Origin of the sequence: Roseateles sp., assembly GCF_039595295.1 — a bacterium.
In the GTDB taxonomy this organism is placed as follows: domain Bacteria; phylum Pseudomonadota; class Gammaproteobacteria; order Burkholderiales; family Burkholderiaceae_C; genus Roseateles.
In genome coordinates this window covers 60,785-85,616 of sequence record NZ_JBCNLU010000016.1, presented here as the reverse complement: position 1 = coordinate 85,616, position 24,832 = coordinate 60,785, and the positions used below count along the sequence as shown (strand labels likewise).

Below are 24,832 nucleotides of genomic sequence, written 5' to 3'. Positions count from 1 at the left end.
GCAAGGCCGCGACGTCGAGTTGTTACTGGATCACGCCGCAGGCGATGCGGGCGCCTCCGCCGCCCAGCGGGGCGGGGTGGTCCGAGTGGTTGTCGCCGCCGGCGTGGACCATCAGCGCGTGGCCCTTGATGTCGGCCAGCTTCAGGCGCGGCGCGAGCACCGGCTGCGAGGCCTCGCCCTCGCCGTTGACGTACAGCGGCGGCAGGTCGCCGAGGTGGCCTTCGCCCCAGGGCTCACCGTGCTTGCCGGTCTTCTTGGGATCGAGGTGACCGCCGGCGCCGTCGGCGGGGACGGGCTTGCCATCTTTCTCGCCCGCGGCGCAGGAGGGGTTGGCGTGGACGTGGAAGCCGTGCAGACCGGGCGGCAGGCCGGTGAGCTTGGGCGTGAAGACCAGGCCGTACTTGGTCTCTTCCATGGTCACCGTGCCGACGGGGCCGCCGTCGCCTTGAGGGGTGGCGACCTTGAGGGTCACGGTGGCCGACGCTTCCGCGGCGAGCGCGGCGGACAGCGGCGCGCAGGCGATCAACGCGGCGGCGAGCAGGGGACGCAGGGTCATGGGGGCTCCTTGTGATGCCGGATCAGGACGGTCGACGCGGACGGCAATCGGCGTGCCGCGCGAGCGGGAGGATGGTCGCGGAAATCCGCGGTGGGAGGGGATGCCCCTGTGGGGAGGAGGGGCGTGCCGCCGCGAGGTCAACGCGCCACGATCAGCCGCAGGCCCAGCGCCACGAAAACCGCGCCCGCGACGCGGTCCAGCCAGAGGCCCGCGCGCGGCTTGCGCTGCAGCCATTGGCCGATCGCGCCGGCGAAGTAGCCCAGCAGGCCGAACAGCACCGCGGCCTGCAGCGTGAAGACCACGCCCAGCGCCGCGGTCTGCGCGGCGACGTGGCCGTTCGCGGGGATGACGAACTGCGGGAGGAAGGACAGGAAGAAGAGCACGACCTTGGGGTTGATCGCATTGGCGAAGACGCCCTTGAAGAACAGCCGCGTGAGCGAGTCCTCGACCTTGGACGCGTCGCCGACCTGCGCGCCGCCGCTGCTGCGCAGCGCCTTGATGCCCAGCCAGATCAGATAGAGACCGCCGGCGACCTTGAGCGCGGTGAAGGCCACGGGCGAGGCCGCGATGAGCGCGCTGACGCCGATCGCCGCCAGCACCGTGTGGCTCAGGCAGCCCAGCGCGCAGCCCAGGCCGAAGGCCATGCCGTGACGGCGGCCCTTGCTGACGCCCATGCCAAGCACCATCAAGTTGTCAGGACCAGGCGACGCGGTGATGAGCAGCGCGGCCAGCAGGAAGCCGAGGAGTTGGGCGGAGGTCAGCAGCATGGGGCCGGATGATAGCGAGCAAGAAAAAACGCCCCGCGACTTGCATCGCGGGGCGTTTTCATTGGGTCTTGGCGGAGAGAGAGGGATTCGAACCCTCGGTAGGCTATTAACCTACACACGCTTTCCAGGCGTGCGACTTAAACCACTCATCCATCTCTCCGAAGCCCGCCATCATAGCGCAGTTTTCGACCTCGAAAAGAAAGTCGTCGACTGCGCGTCCTGAAAGCGTCGCTCAGCGCCCCGGCTGCACCAGCTTCTCGTTCTTGATCAACGACATGGCCGTGCCGATCAGCCCCGAGACCTCGCTCATGTTGGCGGGCACGATCATGGTGTTGTTCTTCTGCGCGAGCTGCGAGAAAGCCTCGACGGCCTTCTCCGCCACCTTCAGCTGCACCGCGTCGCCGCCGCCCGGCTGCTGGATCGCCGAGGCGATCTGACGAATCGCGTCGGCGCTGGCTTCCGCCACCGCCAGGATCGCCGCCGCCTCGCCCTGCGCCTTGTTGATCTCGGCCTGCTTCTCGCCCTCGGAACGCGCGATCGCGGCTTCCCGCTCGCCGGTCGCGATGTTGATCTGCTCCTGGCGACGGCCTTCCGACGCGGCGATCAACGCGCGCTTCTCGCGCTCCGCCGTGATCTGCGCCTGCATCGAGCGCAGGATCTCCGCCGGCGGCGTCAGGTCCTTGATCTCGTAGCGCAGCACCTTCACGCCCCAGTTGAGCGCTGCCTCGTCCAGCGCCTGCACCACCGAGCTGTTGATGACGTCACGCTCCTCGAAGGTCCGGTCCAGCTCCATGCGGCCGATCACCGAGCGCAACGTGGTCTGTGCCAACTGGGTGATGGCCACGATGTAGTTGCTCGAGCCGTAGCTGGCGCGCATCGCGTCGGTCACCTGGAAATACAGGATGCCGTCCACCGTCAGCTGTGTGTTGTCCTTGGTGATGCAGACCTGGCTGGGCACGTCCAGCGGGATCTCCTTGAGCGAGTGCTTGTAGGCCAGCCGGTCGACGAAGGGCACCAGGATGTTCAGGCCGGGCGTGAGCGTGGCGTGGTACTTGCCGAGCCGCTCCACGACCCAGGCGTTCTGCTGCGGGACGACCTTGACGGACTGCACGATGAACACGATGGCCACGAACAGCAGCACCAGTGCGACGATTTCCATGAACGGGACTCCTCCTCGAGAGACGTTGCAAGCAACGGGGAAAACAGCTCAGGCGGGTTCGAGCAACAGGCAGCTGCCCTCGACCGCGCGGATCACATGGCGGCCTTCGTGCGGCTGGCCGGAGCCGATGAAGCGCGCCTGCCAGGAGGCGCCGCGGTAGCGGACCTCGGCCGTGCCGTCGGCGCGCCACAGGGCGACATCGAGGCTCTGGCCGATGTCGAGGTTCACATTGGGGTTCTCGTTCGCGGGCGCGCGCGGATGACGGCGCTGCCGGCGATGCCACCAGGTCACCGCGCCGCCGCCGACCAGGGCCGCGAGCACCAGCTGCGCCCAGAACGGCCCGCCCAGATGCGCCGTCAGCGCCGCCGCGGCCGCGCCCAGCGCGAGCATCAGCAGATAGAAGGTCGTGCCGCTGGCGAGTTCCGCCATCACCAGACCGCCGCAGATCACCCACCACCAGGTGGCGAGACTCCAGTCCATCGCATCCTCCTGCGTCTGCCGAGCGTTCCCTGAGCCGCCCGATCATTCTTGAATGCGGGGCAGTGTACGCCCCGGGGCGCTCTGCAAACGCTTCAAGCGACCCCTCCTGAAGCAGGAGCTTCCCTCCGGAATTCGCCCATTCGGGTCCACCGGGGAGGGGGTGTCGGCCCCCCTCGGGCGGGGCGGTTGCCGTCCTGTTTCCACGACAAACCCGGATGGACACTTGCGTGACGCGGCGGTAGCCCTACACTTCGCGCCTTTCGTGTTCGCCCCCCTGTTTTTCCCGTTCCCGGAGAGGCCCATGACGCCGCGTTTCCGCTTTCCCATCGTCATCATCGACGAGGACTACCGCTCCGAGAACACCTCGGGTTTGGGCATCCGCGCCCTGGCCGACGCCATCCAGAAGGAAGGCTTCGAAGTGCTGGGCGCGACGAGCTATGGCGACCTGAGTCAGTTCGCGCAGCAGCAGTCGCGCGCGAGCGCCTTCATCCTGTCCATCGACGACGAGGAGTTCTCCGGCAACGGGGATGGTGCCGAGCTCGACCCGGCCGTGCTGAACCTGCGCAAGTTCATCCAGGAGATCCGCTTCAAGAATGCGGACATCCCCATCTATGTCTATGGGGAGACGCGCACCTCGCAGCATCTGCCCAACGACATCCTGCGCGAGCTGCATGGCTTCATCCACATGTTCGAGGACACGCCCGAATTCGTGGCGCGTCACATCATCCGTGAGGCCAAGAGCTACCTCGACGGCCTGGCGCCCCCGTTCTTCAAGGCGCTGATGGATTACGCGCAGGACGGCTCGTACTCGTGGCACTGCCCGGGACACTCGGGCGGCGTGGCCTTTCTGAAGAGTCCGGTCGGCCAGATGTTCCACCAGTTCTTCGGCGAGAACATGCTGCGCGCCGACGTGTGCAACGCCGTGGAGGAACTGGGTCAGCTGCTGGACCACACCGGCCCGGTCGCCGAGAGCGAGAAGAACGCCGCCCGCATCTTCAATGCGGACCATTGCTTCTTCGTCACCAACGGCACCTCGACGTCCAACAAGATGGTCTGGCACCACACGGTGGCGCCGGGCGACATCGTGGTGGTCGACCGCAACTGCCACAAGTCCATCCTGCACAGCATCATCATGACCGGCGCGGTGCCGGTCTTCATGACGCCCACGCGCAACCATTACGGCATCATCGGTCCGATCCCGGAGAGCGAGTTCTCTCCTGAGGTGATCCGCGAGAAGATCGCCAAGAACCCGCTGCTCAAGGGCGTGGACGCCAAGAAGGCCAAGCCGCGCATCATGACGCTGACGCAGTCGACCTACGACGGCGTGCTCTACAACACCGAGACCATCAAGGGCAAGCTGGACGGCTGGATCGACACGCTGCACTTCGACGAGGCGTGGTTGCCGCATGCGGCCTTCCACAACTTCTACGGCTCGTACCACGCGATGGGCAAGCATCGCCCGCGTCCCAAGACCGCGATGGTCTACGCGACGCAGTCGACCCACAAGCTGTTGGCGGGTATCTCTCAGGCCTCGCAGGTGCTGGTGCAGGACTCTCAGAACGTGAAGCTGGACAAGCATCTGTTCAACGAGGCTTACCTGATGCACACCTCGACCAGCCCGCAGTACTCGATCATCGCCAGCTGCGACGTCGCGGCCGCGATGATGGAGCCCCCGGGCGGCACGGCGTTGGTGGAGGAGTCCATCAGCGAGGCGCTGGACTTCCGCCGCGCGATGCGCAAGGTCGAGAAGGACTACGGCAAGGACTGGTGGTTCAAGGTCTGGGGGCCGGACAAGCTCGCGCCCGAAGGCATCGGCAAGGCGGCCGACTGGATGCTCAAGGCCAACGAGAAGTGGCACGGCTTCGGTCCGATCGAGGCCGGCTTCAACATGCTGGACCCGATCAAGTCCACCGTGATCACCCCGGGCCTGGACATGAGCGGCAAGTTCGCCAAGACCGGCATCCCGGCGAGCATCGTCACCAAGTTCCTGGCCGAGCACGGCGTGGTGGTGGAGAAGACGGGCCTGTACTCGTTCTTCATCATGTTCACCATCGGCATCACCAAAGGCCGCTGGAACACGCTGCTGACCGCGCTGCAGCAGTTCAAAGACGACTATGACCGCAATGCCGCGATCTGGCGCATCCTTCCCGACTTCGTCGCCGCCTTCCCGCGCTATGAGCGCATGGGCCTGCGCGATCTGTGCCAGAGCATCCACGAGGCCTACGCGTCCGGTGACATCGCGCGCCTGACGACCGAGGTCTATCTGTCGGATCTGGAGCCGGCGATGAAGCCGTCGGACGCGTATGCGCACATCGCGCATCGCAAGACGGAGCGCGTCGAGATCGACAAGCTGGAAGGCCGCGTCACGACCGCGCTGCTGACGCCGTATCCCCCGGGGATTCCGCTGGTGATTCCCGGCGAGCGCTTCAACAAGCGCATCGTGGATTACCTGATCTTCACTCGCGAGTTCAACGCCAAGTTCCCGGGCTTTGCGACCGACGTCCACGGACTGGTCGCGGAAAAGGGCGCCGATGGCGTGACCCGCTATTACGTGGATTGCGTGGTCGACGCCACGGACACGACGCCATCGAATGCCGCGAAGGAAGCGACCGGCGTCAAGGAGGCGAAGGGGGTGAAGCAGGTGGCGCGGACCAAGAAGTAATCGGCTTCGTTGGCGCCATATCGTTGGCGCCATCGCGGCTCCCTTCCGGGTGTCGCGCCCAAATGAAATCAGGCCCCGCGGGGCCTGATTTCGTTGATGCCGACGATGGTTGCGAGGAGGAGAGGGCTTATTCGCCGCCGGCCATCGCGCCGTGGCTGAAGCCGCCGTCGACGTAGATGATCTCGGAGCTCACGCCCGCGGCCAGGTCCGACAGCAGGAAGGCGGCGGTGTTGCCGACGTCCTCGATGGTGACGTTGCGCTTGATGGCGGCGCTGTCGGCGAACTGCTTGAGCAGCTTGCCGAAGTCCTTGATGCCCGAGGCGGCCAACGTCTTGATCGGGCCGGCGGAAATGCCGTTCACCCGAATGCCCTTGCTGCCCAGGCCGTAGGCCAGGTAGCGCACGCTGGCTTCCAGCGAGGCCTTGGCCAGACCCATGGTGTTGTAGTTCGGGACGAAGCGCTCGGCGCCCAGATACGACAGCGTCAGCAGGGCCGAGCCCGGGCGCAGGCGGCTCTGCGCGGCCTTGGCCATGGCGGGGAAGCTGTAGGCGGAGATGTCGTGGGCGATGCGGAAGTTCTCCCGCGTCATGCCGTCCAGGAACTCGCCGGCGATCGCCTCGCGCGGGGCGAAACCGATCGAGTGCGCGAAGCCATCGAACTCCGGCCAGTGTTGGCCGAGTTCCTCGAACATGCGGTCGATCTGCTCGTCGCTGCCGACGTCGCAGTCGAACACCAGCTTGGAGTTGAATTCCGCCGCGAACTCGGTGATGCGGTCCTTGAAGCGCTCGCCCACGTAGCTGAAGGCCAGTTCAGCGCCCTCGCGGTGGCAGGCCTTGGCGATGCCGTAGGCGATCGAACGGTTGGACAGCACGCCCGTGATCAGCAACCGCTTGCCGGCGAGAAATCCCATGTCTGCTCCTGGTATTCATTGGTTCGGGGGAGGCGGGATTCTCGCACGCCCCATGCGCGACAAATGTCTCAGCCTTGTCGGCATGCTGTTTGCATAGTACACTTCGAGCTTCGCTGAGAAAGTGAACGTTGGGCGGATTCATCCAGCCCATTTTTTTTGGCCGTCCCACAGGATAGAACCCTTCGTCGATGAATTTGAGCTGGCAAGCCGTTGTTGAGAAAACCGTGACCGGGCTGGGTTACGAGGTGGTGGGCTGCGAACGCAGCGCCGGGGGCTTGCTGCGCGTTTTCATCGACAAGCCGCTGGTGAACGGCCAGGAACCCGAGCAACCGGTCAACGTCGAGGACTGCGAGCGCGTGACGCGCCAGCTCCGCTACGTGATGGAAGTCGAAGAGATCGACTATCAGCGGCTCGAAGTGTCGACCCCCGGTCTCGACCGTCCGCTGAACCATGCCGGCGACTACGCCCGGTTCACCGGTCACGATGCGGAAATCACCCTGCGCGAGGCATTCCAGGGTCGCAAGAAATATAAGGGCGTCCTGGCGGCGGCCGAGGGCGTCGCGGACGACGCACTGGCCCAGAGCACGGCCTGGCGCTTGATCTTCTCCGACGGCAAGACCGAACAGGTGCTGGACTTCGCGCTGGACGAAGTGCGTTCGGCCAAGCTGGTGCCGGAGATCGTTTTCAGGAATCGGGCGTCGGGAACGGCGACCGGTGCCGCGGCTGGCAAGGCCGCGGCGAAAAAGAACACGGGCTTGGCGCCCGGATCGGAATCTGCTGACGCGGCGGCTGCGAAGCCGAAGGCGTCCAAGAAGAAGAGCAACGCCAAGTCCCGGCAGACGGATGACAAGGTTGACGGAGGTCTCGATCAATGAACCGCGAACTGTTGATGCTGGTGGACGCCATCTCGCGCGAGAAGAGCGTGGAGCGCGATGTGGTGTTCGGCGCCGTTGAGGCGGCACTGGCTTCGGCCACCAAGAAGTTGTATGGCGGCGAGGTCGACATCCGTGTGGCCATCGACCGCGACACCGGCGAGTACGAGACCTTCCGCCGCTGGCACGTCGTCCCGAACGAGGCCGGGTTGCAGAATCCGGACTCGGAGATCCTGCTGTTCGAAGCCCAGGAGCAGATCGCCGACATCGAGGTGGACGACCACATCGAAGAGGGCGTGGAGTCCGTGCCCATCGGCCGCATCGGCGCGCAAGCCGCCAAGCAGGTGATCCTGCAGAAGATCCGTGACGCCGAGCGCGAGCAGTTGCTCAACGACTTCATGTCGCGCGGCGAGAAGATCTTCGTCGGCACGGTCAAGCGTCTGGACAAAGGCGACATCATTGCTGAGTCGGGCCGCGTCGAAGGCCGGCTCAAGCGCAATGAAATGATCCCGAAGGAGAACCTGCGCACCGGTGACCGCGTTCGCGCCGTGATCCTGGGCGTGGACCCCACGCAGCGCGGCCCGCAGATCATGCTGTCGCGCTCGTCGGGCGAGTTCATGAAGGAACTCTTCGCCCAGGAAGTGCCCGAGATCGAGCAAGGCCTGCTGGAGATCAAGAACGCCGCCCGCGACGCCGGCAGCCGCGCCAAGATCGCCGTGGTCTCGCACGACAAGCGTGTCGACCCGATCGGCACCTGCGTCGGCGTGCGCGGCTCGCGCGTGAACGGCGTGACCAACGAGCTGGCCGGCGAACGCGTCGACATCGTGCTCTGGTCCGAGGATCCGGCGCAGTTCGTGATCGGCGCGCTCGCGCCGGCGAACGTGCAGTCGATCGTCGTCGATGAAGAACGTCACGCCATGGACGTCGTGGTCGACGAGGAAAACCTCGCCATCGCGATCGGTCGCGGCGGCCAGAACGTGCGTCTGGCCTCGGAGCTGACCGGCTGGAAGATCAACATCATGACCGCCGAGGAATCCGCCGCCAAGCAGGCCGAGGAATCCGATTCGGTGCGCAAGCTGTTCGTCGACAAGCTGGACGTGGACGAGGAAGTCGCCGACATCCTGATCGCCGAGGGTTTCGCGACTTTGGAAGAGGTCGCCTACGTCCCGATGCAGGAAATGCTGGAGATCGAATCCTTCGACGAGGAAACCGTCAACGAGCTGCGCACCCGAGCCAAGGACGCGCTGCTGACGATGGAAATCGCCCGCGAGGAAAAGGTCGAAGAGGTGTCGCAGGACCTGCGCGATCTGGAGGGCATGACGCCCGAGCTGATCGCCAAGCTGGCGGCTGGTGACATTCATACCCGTGACGACCTGGCCGACCTGGCCGTCGACGAGTTGGTCGAGATTTCGTCCCTGGACGAGGCAGCGGCACGCGCTTTGATCATGAAGGCGCGCGAGCACTGGTTCAACGCATAACGCCCCGGGCACACGCTCGCTAGCGACACAAGCGAACCAGACCGCTCCGCCTACACAAGATTTAAGGATTTCAATAATGGCCGTGACCACCGTCGCCCAGCTGGCCGCAGAGCTCAACAGGCCTGCGACCACGTTGCTGGAGCAGCTCCAGGCTGCGGGCGTCAGCAAGGCGTCCGCCGAGGACACCCTGAACGAAAGCGACAAGGAACGTCTGCTGGACCATCTGCGCACCGCGCATGGGACCGGCGGCGCCGAGCGCAAGAAGATCACCCTGACCCGCAAGTCGACCAGCGAGATCAAGCAGGCCGACGCTTCGGGCAAGGCCCGCACGATTCAGGTCGAGGTGCGCAAGAAGCGCGTCTTCGTCAAGCGTGAGGACGGTGTCGATGACGCCGCCGCCGCCGCCGCCGAGGAAGCCGAACTGAAGCGCCGTGAGGAAGAAGCCCAGGCGCAAGCCGAGGCGCTGCGTCGGCAGGAAGAGGAACTCGCCCGCAAGATGCGTGAGCGTGAGGACGCCGAGCGCGCCGCCCGCGAAGCTGAAGAGAAGCGTCGCGAGGACGAGCGCCTGGCTCGCGAGGCCGCCGAGGCCGCCGCCGCCGAGGCCGCCGTGAAGGCCGCCGCCGAAGCGGAAGCCCGCAAGGTCGCCGAAGCTGCCAAGTCCAAGGCCGAAAAGGCCGCCGACAAGGCGGCTGAGAAGGCCGCCGCCGAGAAGGCCGCGGCTGAGAAGGCTGCTGCCCCGGCGCCTGCTCCCGCCCCGGCGCCCGCGCCCGTGGAGCCCGCCAAGCCGGTGCTGCGCGTGGTCAAGGCCGCCGACGTGGCCGCCGACGAGAAGGCTCGCCAGGCGGAGCTTGAGCGCCGCCGCAAGGCCGCCGAAGCCGAAGCCGCCGCCATCCGCGCGATGATGAACGCACCCAAGAAGGTGCTGGTCGCGAAGAAGGAAGAGCCCAAGCCCGAAGCCGCTGCCGCGGGCATCAAGGGCACCATCCACAAGAAGCCGGGCGCCGCTCCGGGTGCTGCTGGCGCGACCGCGTCGGCGGGCGCCGGTGCGAAGCCGGGCGACAAGAAGTCCGTCAAGTCCGAGAAACTGTCTTCCAGCTGGGCCGACGACAAGAAGCGCGGCACCCCCGGCAAGCCGGGCGGCCGTGACGCAGGCGCCGGTGCCCGCCCGGGCGCCGCCGGCTGGCGCGCGCCGGGCCGTGGAGGACCTGCCGGTCGCCGTGGCGGCCGCGACGATCGCGGTGCTTCGCAGTCCAACTTCCAGGCTCCGACCGAGCCGGTCATCCAGGAAGTCCACATTCCCGAGACCATCTCCGTGGCCGATCTGGCGCACAAGATGTCGGTGAAGGCTTCTGAAGTGATCAAGCAGCTGATGAAGCTGGGCCAGATGGTCACGATCAACCAGCAGCTGGATCAGGAAACGGCCATGATCCTGGTCGAGGAAATGGGCCACAAGGCCTTCGCCGCCAAGCTGGACGATCCCGACGCCTTCCTGGAAGAAGAGGGCACCGAGACCCAACACGAACTGCTGCCCCGCGCGCCGGTCGTGACGGTGATGGGCCACGTCGACCACGGCAAGACCTCGCTGCTGGACAGCATCCGCCGCGCCCGCGTGGCGGCTGGCGAAGCCGGCGGCATCACTCAGCACATCGGCGCGTATCACGTCGATACGCCGCGCGGCATGGTGACGTTCCTCGATACCCCGGGTCACGAGGCCTTCACGGCCATGCGCGCCCGCGGCGCCCAGGCGACGGACATCGTCATCCTGGTCGTGGCCGCCGATGACGGCGTCATGCCGCAGACCAAGGAAGCCATCCACCACGCGAAGGCCGCCGGCGTTCCGATCGTGGTCGCGATGAACAAGATCGACAAGCCCGATGCCAACCCCGAGCGCGTGAAGAGCGAGCTGGTGGCCGAGGAAGTCGTCCCGGAAGAGTTCGGCGGCGAGTCCCCGTTCGTCCCGGTGTCGGCCAAGACCGGCCAGGGCATCGACGATCTGCTGGAGCAGGTGCTGCTGCAGGCCGAAGTGCTGGAACTCAAGGCCCCGAAGGATTCGATGGCCAAGGGTCTGGTCATCGAAGCCAAGCTGGACAAGGGCCGCGGCCCGGTCGCGACGGTGCTGGTGCAGTCCGGCACGCTCAAGCGCGGCGACGTGGTGCTGGCGGGCTCGACCTATGGCCGCGTGCGCGCCATGCTGGACGAGGACGGCAAGGCCGCGACCGAAGCCGGTCCGTCCATCCCGGTCGAGATCCAGGGTCTGACGGAAGTGCCGCGCGCCGGTGATGAATTCATGGTGCTGGGCGACGAACGCCGTGCCCGTGAAATCGCCACCTTCCGCGCCGGCAAGTACCGCGACGTCAAGCTGGCCAAGCAGCAGGCCGCCAAGCTGGAAAACATGTTCGCCGACATGACCGCCGGCGACGTGCAGACGCTCCCCTTGATCATCAAGGCCGACGTGCAGGGTTCGCAGGAGGCGCTGGCCTCGTCGCTGCTCAAGCTGTCGACCGAAGAGGTCAAGGTGCAGATCGTGCACGCGGCGGTGGGCGGCATCAGCGAGTCCGACATCAACCTGGCGATCGCCTCCAAGGCCGTCGTCATCGGCTTCAACGTGCGTGCCGATGCCGGCGCGCGCAAGGTGGCCGAGCACAACGACGTCGACCTGCGCTACTACAACATCATCTACGACGCCGTGGACGATGTGAAGGCGGCGATGGCCGGCATGCTGGCTCCGGAGCAGCGCGAGGAGATCATCGGTACCGCCGAGATCCGCACCGTGTTCGTGGCGACCAAGATCGGCACCATTGCCGGTTCGATGATCACCAGCGGTCACGTGACCCGCAACGCCCGCTTCCGCCTGTTGCGCGACAACGTGGTGGTCTACACCGGCGAGATCGAGTCGCTCAAGCGCCTGAAGGACGACGTCAAGGAAGTCCGCGAAGGTTTCGAGTGCGGTATCAAGCTGAAGAACTACAGCGATATCAAGGAAGGCGACCAACTGGAAGTCTTCGAAATCAAGGAGGTCGCGCGCACGCTGTAATCCAGCGCGCCGCTGCCCCCACGCCCGGCGGGTCGTACCGCCGGGCTTTGTTGTTTGAGAGAGTGAGGAAAGAGCCATGCGTCACAAGCGATCTATCCCCAACCGCGGTCTGCGCGTGGCGGACCAGATCCAGCGCGACCTGGCCGAGCTGATTCGCGAGTTGAAGGACCCGCGTATCGGCATGGTGACGATCAGCGGTGTCGAGGTCACGCCCGATTACGCGCACGCCAAGGTCTTCTATTCGCTGCTGGTCGGCGACGCGAAGGCCACCGGCGAGGCGCTGAACGAGGCGGCCGGCTTCCTGCGCAACGGCTTGTTCAAGCGTTTGCAGATCCACACCGTGCCCTCGCTGCATTTCCATTTCGACCGCACGACCGAGCGCGCCGCCGAGATGAGCGCGCTGATCGCCAAGGCGAATTCGGCCCGCGTGAGGGACGACGAGACCACCGAGGACTGAGCGTCCTCCCGACGAAGAGAGTGAAAGACGGCCCTCCGAGAGGAGTGCCGCATCGTGATGAGCGCAGTAGCCCCCCGCCCGAAAATCGTGAAGCGCGCCGTGCATGGCGTGCTGATGCTGGACAAGCCGCTCGGCCTGACCAGCAATGACGCATTGCAGAAGGTCAAGCGCCTGTTCCGCGCGGAGAAGGCCGGCCATACCGGCACGCTGGATCCGCTGGCGACCGGGCTGCTCCCGCTGACCTTCGGCGCGGCGACCAAGTTCAGCCAGGTCTCGCTGGAGGCCGACAAGGGCTATCGCGCGACGCTGCGCCTGGGCATCACCACGACCACCGGCGACGGCGAGGGCGAGATCGTCGAGCAGCGCGACGCGGTCGCGAAGTCGCTGGACGTGGCCACGATCCGCGCCGCGTGCGCGGAGTTCAAAGGGCAGATCTCGCAGCTCCCTCCCATGTTCTCGGCGCTCAAGCACCAGGGCCGGGCGCTGTACGAGCTCGCCCGCGAAGGCGTGACCGTCGAGCGCCAGCCGCGCACCGTCACGATTCATGTGCTGGACATCGTCCAATGGCAGGCTGACGAGTTGCTGCTGATCATCGATGTGCGCTGCTCCAAGGGCACCTACATCCGCACGCTGGCGGAGGACATCGGCGCCAAGCTGGGTTGCGGCGCGCATCTGGCGGGTCTGCGCCGCACCGCCAGCGGCCCGGTGGCCATCGAGCAGGCGGTCACGCTGGAGCAGCTCGAGGCGATGGACGACGAGGCCCGCCTGGCGCTGCTCAAGGCCCCCGACAGCCTGCTGGGCGAGTGGCCCGAGGTCGAGCTGAGCAATGACGAGGCCGGCCGTTTCCTGTCCGGCATGCGCCGCCGGGTGACGGTGGCCGACATGCCGCAGGTGCGGGTCTACGGTCAGATGCCACGGGCCTTCCTGGGCAGCGCCCATGTGACGGCCGGCGAGCTGATCGCCGACCGGCTGCTCAGCCCCGCCGAGATCGCCACCATGCTGGTCCAGGCGGCCTGAACCCGATCCGAATCCGAATCCGAATCCGATTTCAAGCGTTTCCAGAATCCCCCCGACTTCCTCCGAATCCAAGAGAAAGCCTTCTTAGCGAAAGCGTCCCATGAGCAAGCAAATCCGCAACATCGCCATCATCGCCCACGTCGACCATGGCAAGACCACCATGGTGGACCAGCTCCTGCGTCAGAGCGGGACCTTCGCCGATCACGAGAAGGTCGTCGACACGGTGATGGACAACAACGCCATCGAACGTGAGCGCGGCATCACCATCCTGGCCAAGAACTGCGCGGTCAGCTGGGAAGGCACCCACATCAACATCGTCGACACCCCGGGACACGCGGACTTCGGCGGTGAAGTCGAGCGCGCGCTGTCGATGGTCGACGGCGTGGTGCTGCTGATCGACGCCCAGGAAGGCCCGATGCCGCAGACGCGTTTCGTGACGAAGAAGGCGCTGGCGCTGGGCCTCAAGCCCATCGTCGTCGTGAACAAGGTCGACAAGCCGGGCGCCAAGCCGGACGCCGTCATCAACGCCGCCTTCGACCTGTTCGACAAGCTGGGCGCCACCGACGAGCAGCTGGACTTCCCGGTCGTGTACGCCTCGGGCATCAACGGCTGGTCGTCGCTGGAAGAGGGCGCGCCCGGTGAGAAGTGGGGCGAGGACATGTCCGCCCTGTTCAACACCGTGCTCAAGCACGTCCCGCCGCAAAAGGGCGATCCGAACGCGCCGCTGCAGCTGCAGATCTCCGCGCTGGACTTCTCGACCTTCGTCGGCCGCATCGGCGTGGGCCGCATCAGCCAGGGCACCCTGAAGCCGGCCATGGACGTGGTCGTGATGGAAGGTCCGGACGGCAAGACGACCAAGGGCCGCATCAACCAGGTGCTGACCTTCCAGGGTCTGGACCGCATGCAGACGAATGAAGCCGGCCCCGGCGACATCGTGCTGATCAACGGCATCGAGGACATCGGCATCGGCGTGACCGTGACCAGCCCGACCAATCCGGCGCCGCTGCCGATGCTGAAGGTCGACGAGCCGACGCTGACGATGAACTTCTGCGTCAACACCTCGCCGCTGGCGGGTCGCGAAGGCAAGTTCGTCACCAGCCGCCAGATCTGGGATCGCCTGCAGAAGGAACTGCAGCACAACGTCGCGCTGCGCGTGAAGGAAACCGACGAGGACGGCATCTTCGAGGTGTCTGGCCGCGGCGAACTGCACCTCACCATCCTGCTGGAGAACATGCGTCGTGAGGGCTACGAGCTGGCCGTGTCCAAGCCGCGCGTGGTGTTCCAGGACATCGACGGCGTGAAGTGCGAGCCGATCGAGCTGGTCACCGCCGACGTCGAGGAAGCCCATCAGGGCGGCGTCATGCAAGCGCTGGGTGAGCGCAAGGGCGAGCTGGTCAACATGGAACCGGACGGCCGTGGCCGTGTCCGCCTCGAGTACCGCATCCCCGCCCGCGGCCTGATCGGTTTCTCGAACGAGTTCCTGAACCTGACGCGCGGCTCGGGTCTGATCTCCAACATCTTCGACGGCTACGAGCCGCACAAGGGTGACATCGCCGGCCGCAAGAACGGCGTGCTGATCTCGATGGATGCGGGTGAGATCTTCACCTACGCGCTGGGCAAGCTGGACGACCGGGGTCGCATGTTCGTCAAGCCGAATGACCCGGTGTACGAAGGCATGATCGTCGGCATCCACAGCCGCGACAACGACCTGGTCGTCAACGCGACGCGTACCAAGCAGCTGACCAACTTCCGCGTCAGCGGCAAGGAAGACGCGATCAAGATCACGCCCCCGATCGAGCTGACGCTGGAATACGGCGTCGAGTTCATCGAGGACGACGAGCTGGTCGAGATCACGCCGAAGTCGGTGCGTCTGCGCAAGCGCCATCTGTCCGAGAACGAACGCAAGCGAGCTGCGCGTAGCTGAGGCTACGCTTCGCTCGCAAGCGAGGAAGCAGTGGGCTCCCCCAGCTCCCTCCGAGAGGGGGCTCCAGCATGACCTGGGCGCACCCTGACGGGTGCGGCGGGGTGCGCAGTCCCGATCAAGAACGCCCGATGCAGCAATGCATCGGGCGTTTCTCATTGGGCGTCGGCGTTGTGCGTGCGGGCGAAAAAAATGGCGACCCCGAAGGGTCGCCATTTGCGGAGCAGGGAGGCTCAGCGTTGAGCTTGCTTGCGGCGGCGGATGCCGATCACGCCGAGCAGGGCGATCGAGGCCAGGGCCAGAGAGGCAGGCTCGGGGATCTTGGCCGTGCCCTTGGTGCCGGCCACCGAGTACAGCTTGGTGAAGTCGTAGCCGGTGAAGCTGGTGCCCACGCCCATGGTCAGGCCCGACGTCGTGCCGGCCGCGCCGGTGGCCGCGCCGCCCAGCTGCGTGTTGTAGGCGGTGATGATCCACCAGCTCGAGCTGATGTTCTGCGAGTTGATGGTCTTGGCCGTGCCCGTCACCAGGTCGGCATAGCTGCCCACCAGGCTCCAGCCCGACGAGGTCAGGTTGCCGGCGTTCTTGCCGACGATGGTGTTGGCCACGTTCACGCCCGACGTCGATCCGGTGTAGGCCAGCACGGTGATGTCGCTGTCGTATTGGGTCCAGCCGACGGTGACCTGCGTCAGCTTTACCAGGTCATCGAACTTCAGCAGGATCAGGTCTTGATACCCGTAGTTGTCCAGGCCGTGATTGGGCGACTGGGAGTCGCCGCTGGGCGCGGTCACGCCGAAGCCCAGGCCGTTGTAGTACGCCAGGGTACTCTGCGCGAAGGCGCCGGTGCTGACGTAGGCGCCGCTGCCGTTGGTGTTGATCGCGGCGGAGTAGGCCGAATAGGAAACGTTCGGCGCCTCGTCACCCGACTCGATGCAGTTGGACACGCAGGTCCCCGCCTTCCAGGTCGAGATCGCATGCGCGCTCAGCGGCAGCAGGCTGGCCAGCGCGACGGTGGCGATGCCGATCAGGCGAGTGTGAAGTTGACGCATGGTGTTTCCTTGCTTTCGCTCCGGACGGAGCGTCCCATTGACTTGTTGAGCGGTCTGAACGCAAGACCTGGGCCAGACCTGCCAAGTCCTTGCACCACAAGGACTTGTCGCAATTTCCTTCGGTTTCCGCGAAGCAAATGTAAGTTTTTCTGACAAGCCGGAGCACCCTTCACCTGAGGGTTTGGGCCAGGGCGCTGGCCTCCTTGTGACTTTCGAACGACTTGCTGCGCAGCGCGGCGTCCAGCTCTTCGCGCGCTTCCTGCTTACGGCCGGCCTTGGCCAGCACGGCGGCGAGGTGGTAACGGATGTCGGGGCTGCCCGGCTCGCGCAGGCGAGCGTCGCGCAGCAGCTGCAGCGCGCGGTCGGCATTGCCGGCCAGGTGTTGCGCCCAGCCCGCCGTGTCGATCACCGCCGCATTGCGCGGATCCAGCGCCAAGGCCTTCTCCGCCGTCTGCGCGGCCGCCGCGGCATCACCCTGGCGGATCATCGCGTTGGCCAGGTTGTTGAGCGCCTCGACATCGTTGGCCTTGAGCTTGAGCGCCGCCTCGTAGCTGCGACGCGCCGCCGGGAACGCGCCTGAGCGCGCCTGCGCGTCGCCCAAGGCCTTCCACACCGCCAGGTCCTGGGGTCGGGTCTTGAGCCAGCGCTCGGCCAAGTCTTGCTCACCGCGGCCGGACGGATCCTGCCGACCCAGCGCATGCATCAGCGCGAGCAGGCTGCCGCTGCTCGGCTGCAGCTCATGCGCCTTGCGCAGCGCCTCGACGGCCTGCGCCGGCTGATTGCGGGCCTGGGCGACGTCGGCCAGCAGCATGTAGCCGACCGCCTGCTTGGGTTGGAGCTGCACGACCTGGCGGGCCTGCTTCTCCGCCAGCGTTGGATGGCCCTGCTGCAGCGACACCGTCGACGCCAGCGAGAGCGCGCCCACATGCTGCGGTGCCGCCTGAAGCGCCTTGTCCAGGCTGTAGGCCGCGCCGGACAGATCGCGCGCGTCGAGCTGCAGAGCGGCAATCTGCGTCAACGGATCCGGGCCGAAGCCCGAGCGCCGCGCCGCGTTGGCCAGCGTCGCTCGGGCGCCGGTCAAGTCGCGGTTGGCCAGTTGCGCGCGGGCATAGGTCGTCAGGGTCTGCGGATCGTCCGGCGCCTTGGACAGCAGCTTCTTGGCCGCGTCGAAGGCCGCGGCGGGCTGGTCCTGCTTGAGCAGCCAGGCCACCAGGGCCTGATCGGCGCGCGTATTGCGCGGGCCGCTCAGGTCGGCGGCCTTGGCGAGCCAGCGCTGCACCTCGGCCGGCTTGCCGCGGGCCTCGTTCAGCAGGGCCATCTCGTAGAGCGCGTCGACGTTCTTCTCGTCGGCCTTGAGCAGCGCATCCAGACGCGCTTGAGCGGCGTCGAACTGGCGCTGCGCGATCTCGACGCGGGCCAGTCCCAGCTTGGCATCCACCAGCGAGGGATCCAGTTGCGCGGCCTTCTGATAGGCGTCGCGGGCGCCGGCCAGGTCGTTGGCGCCGCGCCGCGCCAGACCCAGCATCAGCCAGGCGCTGGGACTGCGAGCGTCCTGCTTGACCATGCGCTCGGCGATGGACACGGCCTTGGCGGACTGGCCGTTGCGCAGATGGAGCGTCGCCAGCGCCATGCCGGCGTAGTTCTGCCTGGGGTCGCGCTGGAAGGCGTTCTCGAGCTCCGCGACCGCGCCGCCAAGCTGACCGCCGCGCATCAGCGACAGACCCAGCGCGGTGTGGAACTCGGGCGCGTCGCGCGTGCGCAGCGCCTCCTGCATCAACGAGGCGGCGCGCGCATGGCGTCCCTGCGCCATCTGCAGCGAGGCCATCATCACCAGCGCCTGGCCGTCACCCGGATAGGCTTTCAGATAGGCCTCCAGCACCTCGCCGGCGCGGTCCAGATTGGGCTCGGCCACGTAGACCTGGGCCAGCAGCTTGGACAGCGGGCTGTTGGGCGTCTGACGCTGGGCGTACTCGAGATAGGGCTTGGCCTTCTCCATCTGACCCAGGCCGTAATGCGCCAGGCCGTTGAGCATCAGCGCCTGCGGCCGGTAGCGGATGAACTCGATGGGCACGGGGTCGAGCTGCTCGGTGACCTCCTTGAGCGCGGCCCGGGCGGTGGCGGTGTCGCCGCGGCGCTCGGCCAGCACGGCGTTCAGGTAGAGCGCGCGGGGCTCGGTGGGGGCGGTCTTGAGCAGGTTCTGCACCTGCGCGAGCGCGTCGGCGTCTCGGCCCATGTCCAGCAGCAGGCCGGCGCGCGCCAGCTGTGCATCGATGTGGGAGGGATCCGCGGCGAGGGCGCGCTCGTAGCCCTTGAGCGCCTCGTCCAGGCGACCCTGGACGTGAGGGATGGTGGCCTTGTGATACAGCGCCTCGGCGCTGCCCGGTTGCAACCGGATCGCTTGGTCCGCCGCCAGCGTGGCCTTGTCGAACTGACGCGCGCGGACCCGCAGCGGGATCTCGGCCAGCCAGGTGTCGGCGTTGTCGGGCGGGATCGCACGGGCGGCTTCGATCTGCCCTTGCGCGCGGACCGGATCGCCCATGTCGGAGTAGGCGGCCGCGCGCACCAGCAGCAGCGCCTTGCGCACCGCGTCGGGCAGGCCGTCGGGGGTGAGCGCGGGCTGCTTGAAGACCTCGGCCTGCTTGCCCTGGGCGACCAGGGACTGCGCCAGCGGCACCACCACCTCGGCCCGGTTGATGCCTTGGGACAGCGCCTCGTTGAATTCGATCTCGGCCGCGGCGGCCTCGCTGCGTGACAGCAGGGCCTTGCCCAGCAGCACGTGCACGGTCAGCATGCGCGAGTCCTGCTGGAGCGCGTTCTTGAGTTGCAGGATCGCGCCGTCCACGTCCTTGCGTTCGAAGCGCTTGAGCGCGTCCTCGTAGTAGCGCGAAGCCTTGGCGCTGTCGGCCTGCGCCAGCGTAGCGCCCAGCGCCAGCGATGCGGCGGCCGCCGCCGCGAGCCATCGGCGAGAAGTCATGTGTCCCCCGTCCCCAACCTGATGTCGTGTCGTGTGTCGTCGCGCCAAAAGAAGCAGGGCCGCGAAGGGCCCTGCAGACGCGCCCGCGATCGTCGCGCGAGCCGGCGATTTCCGGGTCCCCTCGAACAGGGGCCCGGGCCCGCGGGAGCGGGATTCCCGCGACTTACTTCCGGTAGTTGTCGAAGCTCAGCGGCAGCTCGGACAGGTCCTTGCGCAGCACGGCCTGGGCCGCTTGCAGGTCGTCGGTGGACTTGCCGGTGATGCGCACGATGTCGCCCTCGATCTGGGCCTGCACCTTGAGCTTGCTGTTCTTGATCGCGGCCACGACCTTCTTGGCCTCGGTCGCCTCCAGGCCCTTCTTGATCTTGTAGACCTGCTTGACGCGGTCGCCGCCCAGCTTCTCGATCTTGTCCTGCTTGTCGACGAAGCCCAGCACGATGCCCTGCTTGGTGAGCTTGGCGTAGAGCACGCCCTCGATCTGCTCGAGCTGAAACTCGGCGTCGCCGGTGGCGTGGATCTCCTTCTCCTTGTCCTTCCATTCGATCGCGGCGCTGGTGCCCTTGAAGTCGAAGCGGGTGGTGATCTCTTTTTCGCTGGCGTCCACGCTGTTGCGGACCTTGACCATGTCGGGCTCGAGAACGGTGTCGAAGCTGGGCATCGTGTGTGTGCTTTCCTTGTGAGGGCGGGGCGGCGAGGTCGCTCGCGAACGCGGGTTCGGGGCGTGGACCGCCTCCGCAGGCGTTCGGCCAGGGGATAGTCCGAGGGATATGGGCGAGAATTCTGCCATGCAGTCCTCCTCCGCTCACCCCGCTTCGAATGACCGCCGCGACGGCTTGGTCATCGAGACCGACGTCAATCTCAAGCCGTACAACACCTTCGGCCTGCCCGCGACCGCGCGCCGCCTGGTGCGCATCCGCGAGGAGCTGGACGTGCGGCGCGTGGTCGACCATCCCGAGCTCGGCCGCGCGCCCAAGTTCGTGCTGGGCGGCGGCTCGAACCTGGTGTTGACGCGCGACCTGGACGCGGTCGTGCTGAAGATGGAGATCCCCGGCCTGCGCGTCGAGGAGCGCGAGGACTGCTGGATCGTCGAGGCTGGCGCCGGCGTGACCTGGCACGAGGCGGTGGCCTGGTCGCTGGAGCAGGGCGTGCCGGGCCTGGAGAACATGGCGCTGATCCCCGGCACCGTCGGGGCCGCGCCGGTGCAGAACATCGGCGCCTACGGCGTGGAGCTCAAGGACCGGCTGGAGAGCGTGGACGTGGTGGACCTGACGACCGGTCGCCGCGTGGAGCTTCCCGCGTCGGTGTGCCGCTTCGGCTACCGGGACAGCGTCTTCAAGCAGACCGGCTACGGCGGCCTGGCGGGCAAGAGCGTGATCACCAAGGTGCGTCTGCGCTGCCCCAAGCCCTGGGAGCCGCTGCTGGGCTACCTGGACATCGAACGCAAGATGGCCGAGACCGGCATCGCGTCGCCGGACGCGCGCCAAGTCTTCGACTGGGTTTGCGAGATCCGCCGCGCCAAGCTGCCGGACCCGGCGCGCATCGGCAACGCGGGCAGCTTCTTCAAGAACCCGGTGGTGAGCGCCGAGCAGTGCCGCGACATCATCAGCCGCGACCCGCACATCGTGCATTACCCGATGCCCGACGGCAGCTTCAAGCTGGCCGCGGGCTGGCTGATCGACGCCTGCGGGTGGAAGGGCAAGAGCGTGGGCGGCGCCGGCGTCTACGAGAAGCAGGCGCTGGTGCTGGTCAACCGCGGCGAGGCCCGCGGCGCCGAGGTCGTCACGCTGGCGCGCGCGATCCAGGAAAGCGTCTACGGCCGCTTCGGCATCCGGCTGGAGCCGGAGCCGGTGGTGGTCTGAGACGGCGGGTCTTTCACGCAGACGGCCTTGCGGCGGTCCGGAAACCTCACGGCTGTCAACTGTTCGATGAAGTTGGCGTGTCCGGCCTCCGGGGTGAGCAGGCGGATCGGACACGTCTGCATGCCGTAGAAGATATTGCCGACGAGCTTCACGTCATTCGGGCCCGTGTGCTCGTCCCCGCTGCCATTGACGGCGAACTCCACGCTCAGCGGCGAGCGGGTGAAGGTGGAGTTGTAGACGCTGACGCGTTTGGGCGGCGCCTTGTGGTCGGGGTCCTTGGCGAAGGTCAGCGGCGTCTCGTTGAAGTAGTTGCCCTCGAAGCTCACGTCCCAGGGGTTGAGCACTCGGAACGGGGTGGCGGTAGACAAACCGTTGAACGAGTTGTCGGACACGTGCAGACGCCGCGGCGAAACGAGATCCGCCATGGCGCGACGCGAACGAGGGCCCACGGTGGAGGATGTCGGCGGGCTCAGCGCGACTGCGTTGCGGAGCAGATCCACCGAGGCGGACGTCGTCGACTGGATGGCGCTGAAGTAATGGCCCTTGTCGACATACGCCCCCTTTTCGGCGCTCAGCATGGCAGCGGCCAGTTCGGGCACGCGGGCAGGGATGCCACTCAGCCCGTACTCCGTCAACCGGTGGGCATCGATGGCGCCGATGAGGTTCTCCTTGATGATGACCTTGGCGGTGTCCGGCGGCGTCTGCGCCTGACCGATGGCGGTGTCTTTCGCATCCTTCACGCGTCCGATTTGGATGCCCACCCCGGGTTCACCCGACGTTCGCCACAGCACGTTGCCCTCGATGGTGTGGTCGCCGCGCGCGACCATGATCTGCGCCTCCTTGCCCTTTGTTCCTGCGATGCCGACCCAGCGGACCGTCGACGCCGGCAGCGCGTCCAGCACGATTCGGGTGTTGTGCAACTGCAGACCTTCGATGCGGACGCCGGCGGTCGCCTTGTCCCCGCGAAACACGATGTTGCCGCTGCGCTGGCCGGTGTTCACCAGTCGCGTCTCGCCGCTCGTGGCGCCTACCAGACCCGTGCCGGCGCGTAGCTTCAGAGGGCCGGTGAACGCGTAGCAGCCGGCCGGCAGGTACAGGCTGGAGCCTCGCTTGAGCTGCTTGAGCGCATCGCGCAGGCGATCGCCGAGGTCGTCGCCCGTCGACACGTTGCAGGCTTGCGGCCGGATGTCGAAGTCGATCGCGCAGACCAGCTTAGGCGGACCTTGCTCCGGCGCGGGCAACTTGTCCTTGCCGCAGTCACGCCTGTTGTCCGAGGTGTCGGACGATGTCACGGATGCGGACGTCGTGGCGAACGAGGCCAGGGGCGTGGCGCTCTCCTGCGCGAGCAGGGGCGGCGCCGCCATGGCCATCGCCAGCGCGAGCACTGACGAGATCAGGGTGCCTGGGACGACGGAGCGATCGGGCTTGAATTTCAACGCGGACATGGGTTCCTCTTCAGCGCGGCGCGCACGGTGCGCCGCAGAGGGAATTCCAAGCCTTTCGCGTCGATTCGGACATGGCCTCGCCCTGCGTCTCGCGTCGTGGCGACACGCCTGCACGCGCGATGAGGGACCGCATTGCAGGAGGAGGATTCAGCGACCGGACGGGACCGTCCGAAAGGCCGGCCGGCTGGCTGGCGCCTCGGCAACGCCGCTGGCTCAGGCCGCTTCCGGGCGGGCCGACGACGGCGCCACCGATTGCAGGCAGACGCGCAGCGTCTCCAGTTCGACCGGCTTGGACAGGAAGGCCGAGATGCCGGCCTCATCGGCTCTTTGGCGCGACTCCTCGAAGGCGTCGGCCGAGAACGCCACGATGGGCAACTGCCCGCGCGGTGCCGGCAACTCGCGCATCGCGCGCGTGGCCTCGAAGCCGTCCATCTGCGGCGTGTGCAGATCCATCAGCACGACGTCGAAGGGCTGCTGCCGCAGCGCATGCAGGGCTTGCAGGCCGTTCTCGCACAGCGTCGCGCGATGACCCAGCCGCTCCAGCATCGCCTCGATGACGAGGCGGTTGGTCGGGTTGTCCTCGCTCACCAGCACGCGCAGTCCGGTGACGGGCGTGGTGATCGCGTCGTCCGACGCTTCGGTGCGGGAGGGGGCTCGCGTGCCGGCAGTCTGCGAGAGGCTGGGCGGAGCGACGGACGCGGCGGCTGAGATCGGCGCGGCCGGCGAGCTGGCGGCGTTCGACGCCCTGGCCTCGGCGGGACGCGTCGGTTTGAATTCGGTGCTCGGTCGCAAAGGCAGCGCGAGCGTGAAGCGCGCGCCCTGACCCGGTGCGCTCGCGACGTGGATGTCGCCGCCCATCGCACGCGCCAGGCGCCGCGAGATCTCCAGCCCCAGGCCCGCCCCACCGTGACGCCGCGAGGTGCTCGCGTCGCCCTGGCTGAAGCGCTGGAACAGGCGTGCCTGCGTGTCCAGGTCGATGCCGGGACCGGTGTCGCTGATCTCGAACATCAGCAGGTCCTCGCCCAGCGCGCCGACGCCGCGCTGTACGCGGAAATCGATCTGGCCGCGGTCGCAGAACTTCAGCGCGTTGCTCAGCAGGTTCAGCAGGATCTGGCGCAGGCGCGTCGGGTCGGCCTGTACCCAGCCGGGCACGTCGTCGTCGACCTTGAAGCTCAGCGCCAGCCGCTTGGCCGCGGCCTGCGGACGGCTCAGCGCTTCCAGCTCATGCGCCAGCGCGCCCAGTTGCAAGGGCTCCGGCGCGATGGACAGGCCGCCGGCCTCCATCCGCGTCACGTCCAGGATGTCGCCCAGCACCGCCAGCAGATGGCGCGCGCAGTCGTTGGCAGCCTTGAGCTGATCGCTTTGCGCCGGCGTCAGCGGCGCCTCGCGCACCAGTCCCAGCATGCCCAGCAGGCCCTGCAGCGGCGTGCGCAGCTCGTGGCTCATGTTGGCCAGGAAGACGGTCTTGGCGCGGTTCGCGGCATCGGCTTCGCGCTGCGCCTCGTGCAGCCGTCCGGCCAGTGCCTGCTGCTTCAGGCCGTAGCGTTCCAGCCCACGGAACTGGCGGTAGATGACAGCCGCGAACAGCAGCGTCATCGCGGACAGCGCCGCCGTCAGCGCCAGGCTGATCTGGCTCTGACGCCGCACCACCTCGTTGCGCTGGGTGACGTCCTCGGCGACGTGGTGGGTGGAGGTCAGCGAGAGCTCGCGGATCGGATCGGCCAGCGGCTCCATGCGGTCCATGACCGCGCGCAGGCGCTCGGGGTGCTCGCGGATCAGCTGCGCATTCAAGGGCAGCGCATCGGCCCAGCGGACGAAGCCCTGCGCGCGCGCCACCGTGCGCTGGTAGTCGGGGTGATGCGCCAACACCTGGGCCGCGTGCTCGCTCTCGACCAGGTTGAGCCGGCTGACGAAGATCTCGTAGCGCTGCGCCACTTGGTCCGGGTCGACGCCCATGCTGGGGCCGGCGGCCTGCTCCAGCGCCAGGCGCAGCTTCAGGTACTCGGTCTCGAACTGGAACAGGCTCCAGACCAGATAGTCGTCCTGGTAGCGCCGGGTCCCGTTGAGCGCCTCGTACTGCCGGGCCTGCAACCAGGCCACGCCCGCCATCGCCAGCATCAGCAGCAGGCCCATGGCCGCCACCAGCCAGCGCCAGCGGCGCTGCTTCTGCTTGATGAGGGCGGCGCGGTCCATGC

18 protein-coding genes and 1 tRNA gene are annotated in these 24,832 nt (G+C 67.1%); 8 read left to right on the top strand and 11 right to left on the bottom strand.

Translation table 11 applies throughout. The annotated features are described in order from the left end of the window. Positions 1–22: 22 nt before the first annotated feature. The 5 genes from sodC to ABDW59_RS13795 all read right to left on the bottom strand — a co-directional run bounded on the left by sodC (position 23) and on the right by ABDW59_RS13795 (position 2,962). Positions 23–556: a superoxide dismutase [Cu-Zn] SodC gene (gene sodC / locus ABDW59_RS13815; protein ID WP_343630415.1), complete on the bottom strand. Its 534-nt coding sequence runs from the start codon at positions 554–556 to the stop codon at positions 23–25. A gap of 137 nt (positions 557–693) precedes the next feature. After that, positions 694–1,323, bottom strand: a complete 630-nt coding sequence (locus tag ABDW59_RS13810; protein WP_343630414.1) for a LysE family translocator — start codon at positions 1,321–1,323, stop codon at positions 694–696. Positions 1,324–1,392: 69 nt separating this feature from the next. After that, a tRNA-Ser gene (locus tag ABDW59_RS13805) sits at positions 1,393–1,483 on the bottom strand. Between the two features lie 72 nt (positions 1,484–1,555). Then, positions 1,556–2,482: an SPFH domain-containing protein gene (locus tag ABDW59_RS13800; RefSeq protein WP_067063302.1), complete on the bottom strand. Its 927-nt coding sequence runs from the start codon at positions 2,480–2,482 to the stop codon at positions 1,556–1,558. Between the two features lie 48 nt (positions 2,483–2,530). Beyond that, positions 2,531–2,962: an NfeD family protein gene (locus tag ABDW59_RS13795; RefSeq protein ID WP_343630413.1), complete on the bottom strand. Its 432-nt coding sequence runs from the start codon at positions 2,960–2,962 to the stop codon at positions 2,531–2,533. Positions 2,963–3,263: 301 nt separating this feature from the next. On the opposite strand from ABDW59_RS13795, the gene ABDW59_RS13790 reads away from it, so the two are divergent. Continuing rightward, complete coding sequence (locus ABDW59_RS13790) at positions 3,264–5,624, top strand: arginine/lysine/ornithine decarboxylase (protein WP_343630412.1); 2,361 nt, start codon at positions 3,264–3,266, stop codon at positions 5,622–5,624. Between the two features lie 127 nt (positions 5,625–5,751). On the opposite strand, the gene fabI is transcribed toward ABDW59_RS13790, so the two are convergent. Continuing rightward, positions 5,752–6,534: an enoyl-ACP reductase FabI gene (fabI, locus tag ABDW59_RS13785; protein ID WP_343630411.1), complete on the bottom strand. Its 783-nt coding sequence runs from the start codon at positions 6,532–6,534 to the stop codon at positions 5,752–5,754. A 188-nt stretch (positions 6,535–6,722) separates the two neighbouring features. On the opposite strand from fabI, the gene rimP reads away from it, so the two are divergent. The 6 genes from rimP (at position 6,723) to typA (ending at position 15,316) form a co-directional block, all read left to right on the top strand. Further along, positions 6,723–7,409: a ribosome maturation factor RimP gene (rimP, locus tag ABDW59_RS13780; protein ID WP_343630410.1), complete on the top strand. Its 687-nt coding sequence runs from the start codon at positions 6,723–6,725 to the stop codon at positions 7,407–7,409. Further along, positions 7,406–8,884, top strand: coding sequence for a transcription termination factor NusA (gene nusA / locus ABDW59_RS13775; RefSeq protein WP_343630409.1), 1,479 nt, complete (start codon positions 7,406–7,408; stop codon positions 8,882–8,884). Before rimP ends, nusA begins: the two co-directional genes overlap by 4 nt. A gap of 76 nt (positions 8,885–8,960) precedes the next feature. Then, positions 8,961–11,918: a translation initiation factor IF-2 gene (infB, locus tag ABDW59_RS13770; protein ID WP_343630408.1), complete on the top strand. Its 2,958-nt coding sequence runs from the start codon at positions 8,961–8,963 to the stop codon at positions 11,916–11,918. 76 nt (positions 11,919–11,994) lie between these two features. Further along, positions 11,995–12,375, top strand: a complete 381-nt coding sequence (gene rbfA / locus ABDW59_RS13765) for a 30S ribosome-binding factor RbfA (protein WP_343630407.1) — start codon at positions 11,995–11,997, stop codon at positions 12,373–12,375. A 57-nt stretch (positions 12,376–12,432) separates the two neighbouring features. After that, entirely contained in the window at positions 12,433–13,392 is a 960-nt protein-coding gene (truB, locus tag ABDW59_RS13760) for a tRNA pseudouridine(55) synthase TruB (protein WP_343630406.1), read from the top strand. 100 nt (positions 13,393–13,492) lie between these two features. Further along, positions 13,493–15,316, top strand: a complete 1,824-nt coding sequence (gene typA / locus ABDW59_RS13755; protein ID WP_343630405.1) for a translational GTPase TypA — start codon at positions 13,493–13,495, stop codon at positions 15,314–15,316. 230 nt (positions 15,317–15,546) lie between these two features. On the opposite strand, the gene xdp1 is transcribed toward typA, so the two are convergent. The 3 genes from xdp1 to ABDW59_RS13740 form a co-directional block, all read right to left on the bottom strand. Next, the gene (xdp1, locus tag ABDW59_RS13750) at positions 15,547–16,359 is read right to left on the bottom strand and encodes an exosortase-dependent surface protein XDP1 (RefSeq protein WP_343630404.1); all 813 of its coding nucleotides are present in this window, start codon (positions 16,357–16,359) and stop codon (positions 15,547–15,549) included. A 169-nt stretch (positions 16,360–16,528) separates the two neighbouring features. Continuing rightward, positions 16,529–19,333 (bottom strand): XrtA/PEP-CTERM system TPR-repeat protein PrsT, encoded by a 2,805-nt coding sequence (gene prsT, locus ABDW59_RS13745; protein ID WP_343630403.1) that lies wholly within the window; start codon positions 19,331–19,333, stop codon positions 16,529–16,531. A gap of 163 nt (positions 19,334–19,496) precedes the next feature. Then, positions 19,497–19,991 (bottom strand): YajQ family cyclic di-GMP-binding protein, encoded by a 495-nt coding sequence (locus ABDW59_RS13740; protein ID WP_343630402.1) that lies wholly within the window; start codon positions 19,989–19,991, stop codon positions 19,497–19,499. Positions 19,992–20,166: 175 nt separating this feature from the next. Between ABDW59_RS13740 and murB the strand changes: the two genes are divergently transcribed. Then, positions 20,167–21,192 carry a UDP-N-acetylmuramate dehydrogenase gene (gene murB / locus ABDW59_RS13735; RefSeq protein ID WP_343630434.1) on the top strand — a complete coding sequence of 342 codons (1,026 nt, stop codon included), beginning with the start codon at positions 20,167–20,169 and terminating at the stop codon, positions 21,190–21,192. On the opposite strand, the gene ABDW59_RS13730 is transcribed toward murB, so the two are convergent. After that, positions 21,144–22,577, bottom strand: a complete 1,434-nt coding sequence (locus tag ABDW59_RS13730) for a hypothetical protein (protein WP_343630401.1) — start codon at positions 22,575–22,577, stop codon at positions 21,144–21,146. The two genes, murB and ABDW59_RS13730, sit on opposite strands and share 49 nt — an antisense overlap. Before the next feature lie 273 nt (positions 22,578–22,850). After that, the gene (locus ABDW59_RS13725; RefSeq protein WP_343630400.1) at positions 22,851–24,830 is read right to left on the bottom strand and encodes an ATP-binding protein; all 1,980 of its coding nucleotides are present in this window, start codon (positions 24,828–24,830) and stop codon (positions 22,851–22,853) included. Positions 24,831–24,832: the final 2 nt, after the last annotated feature.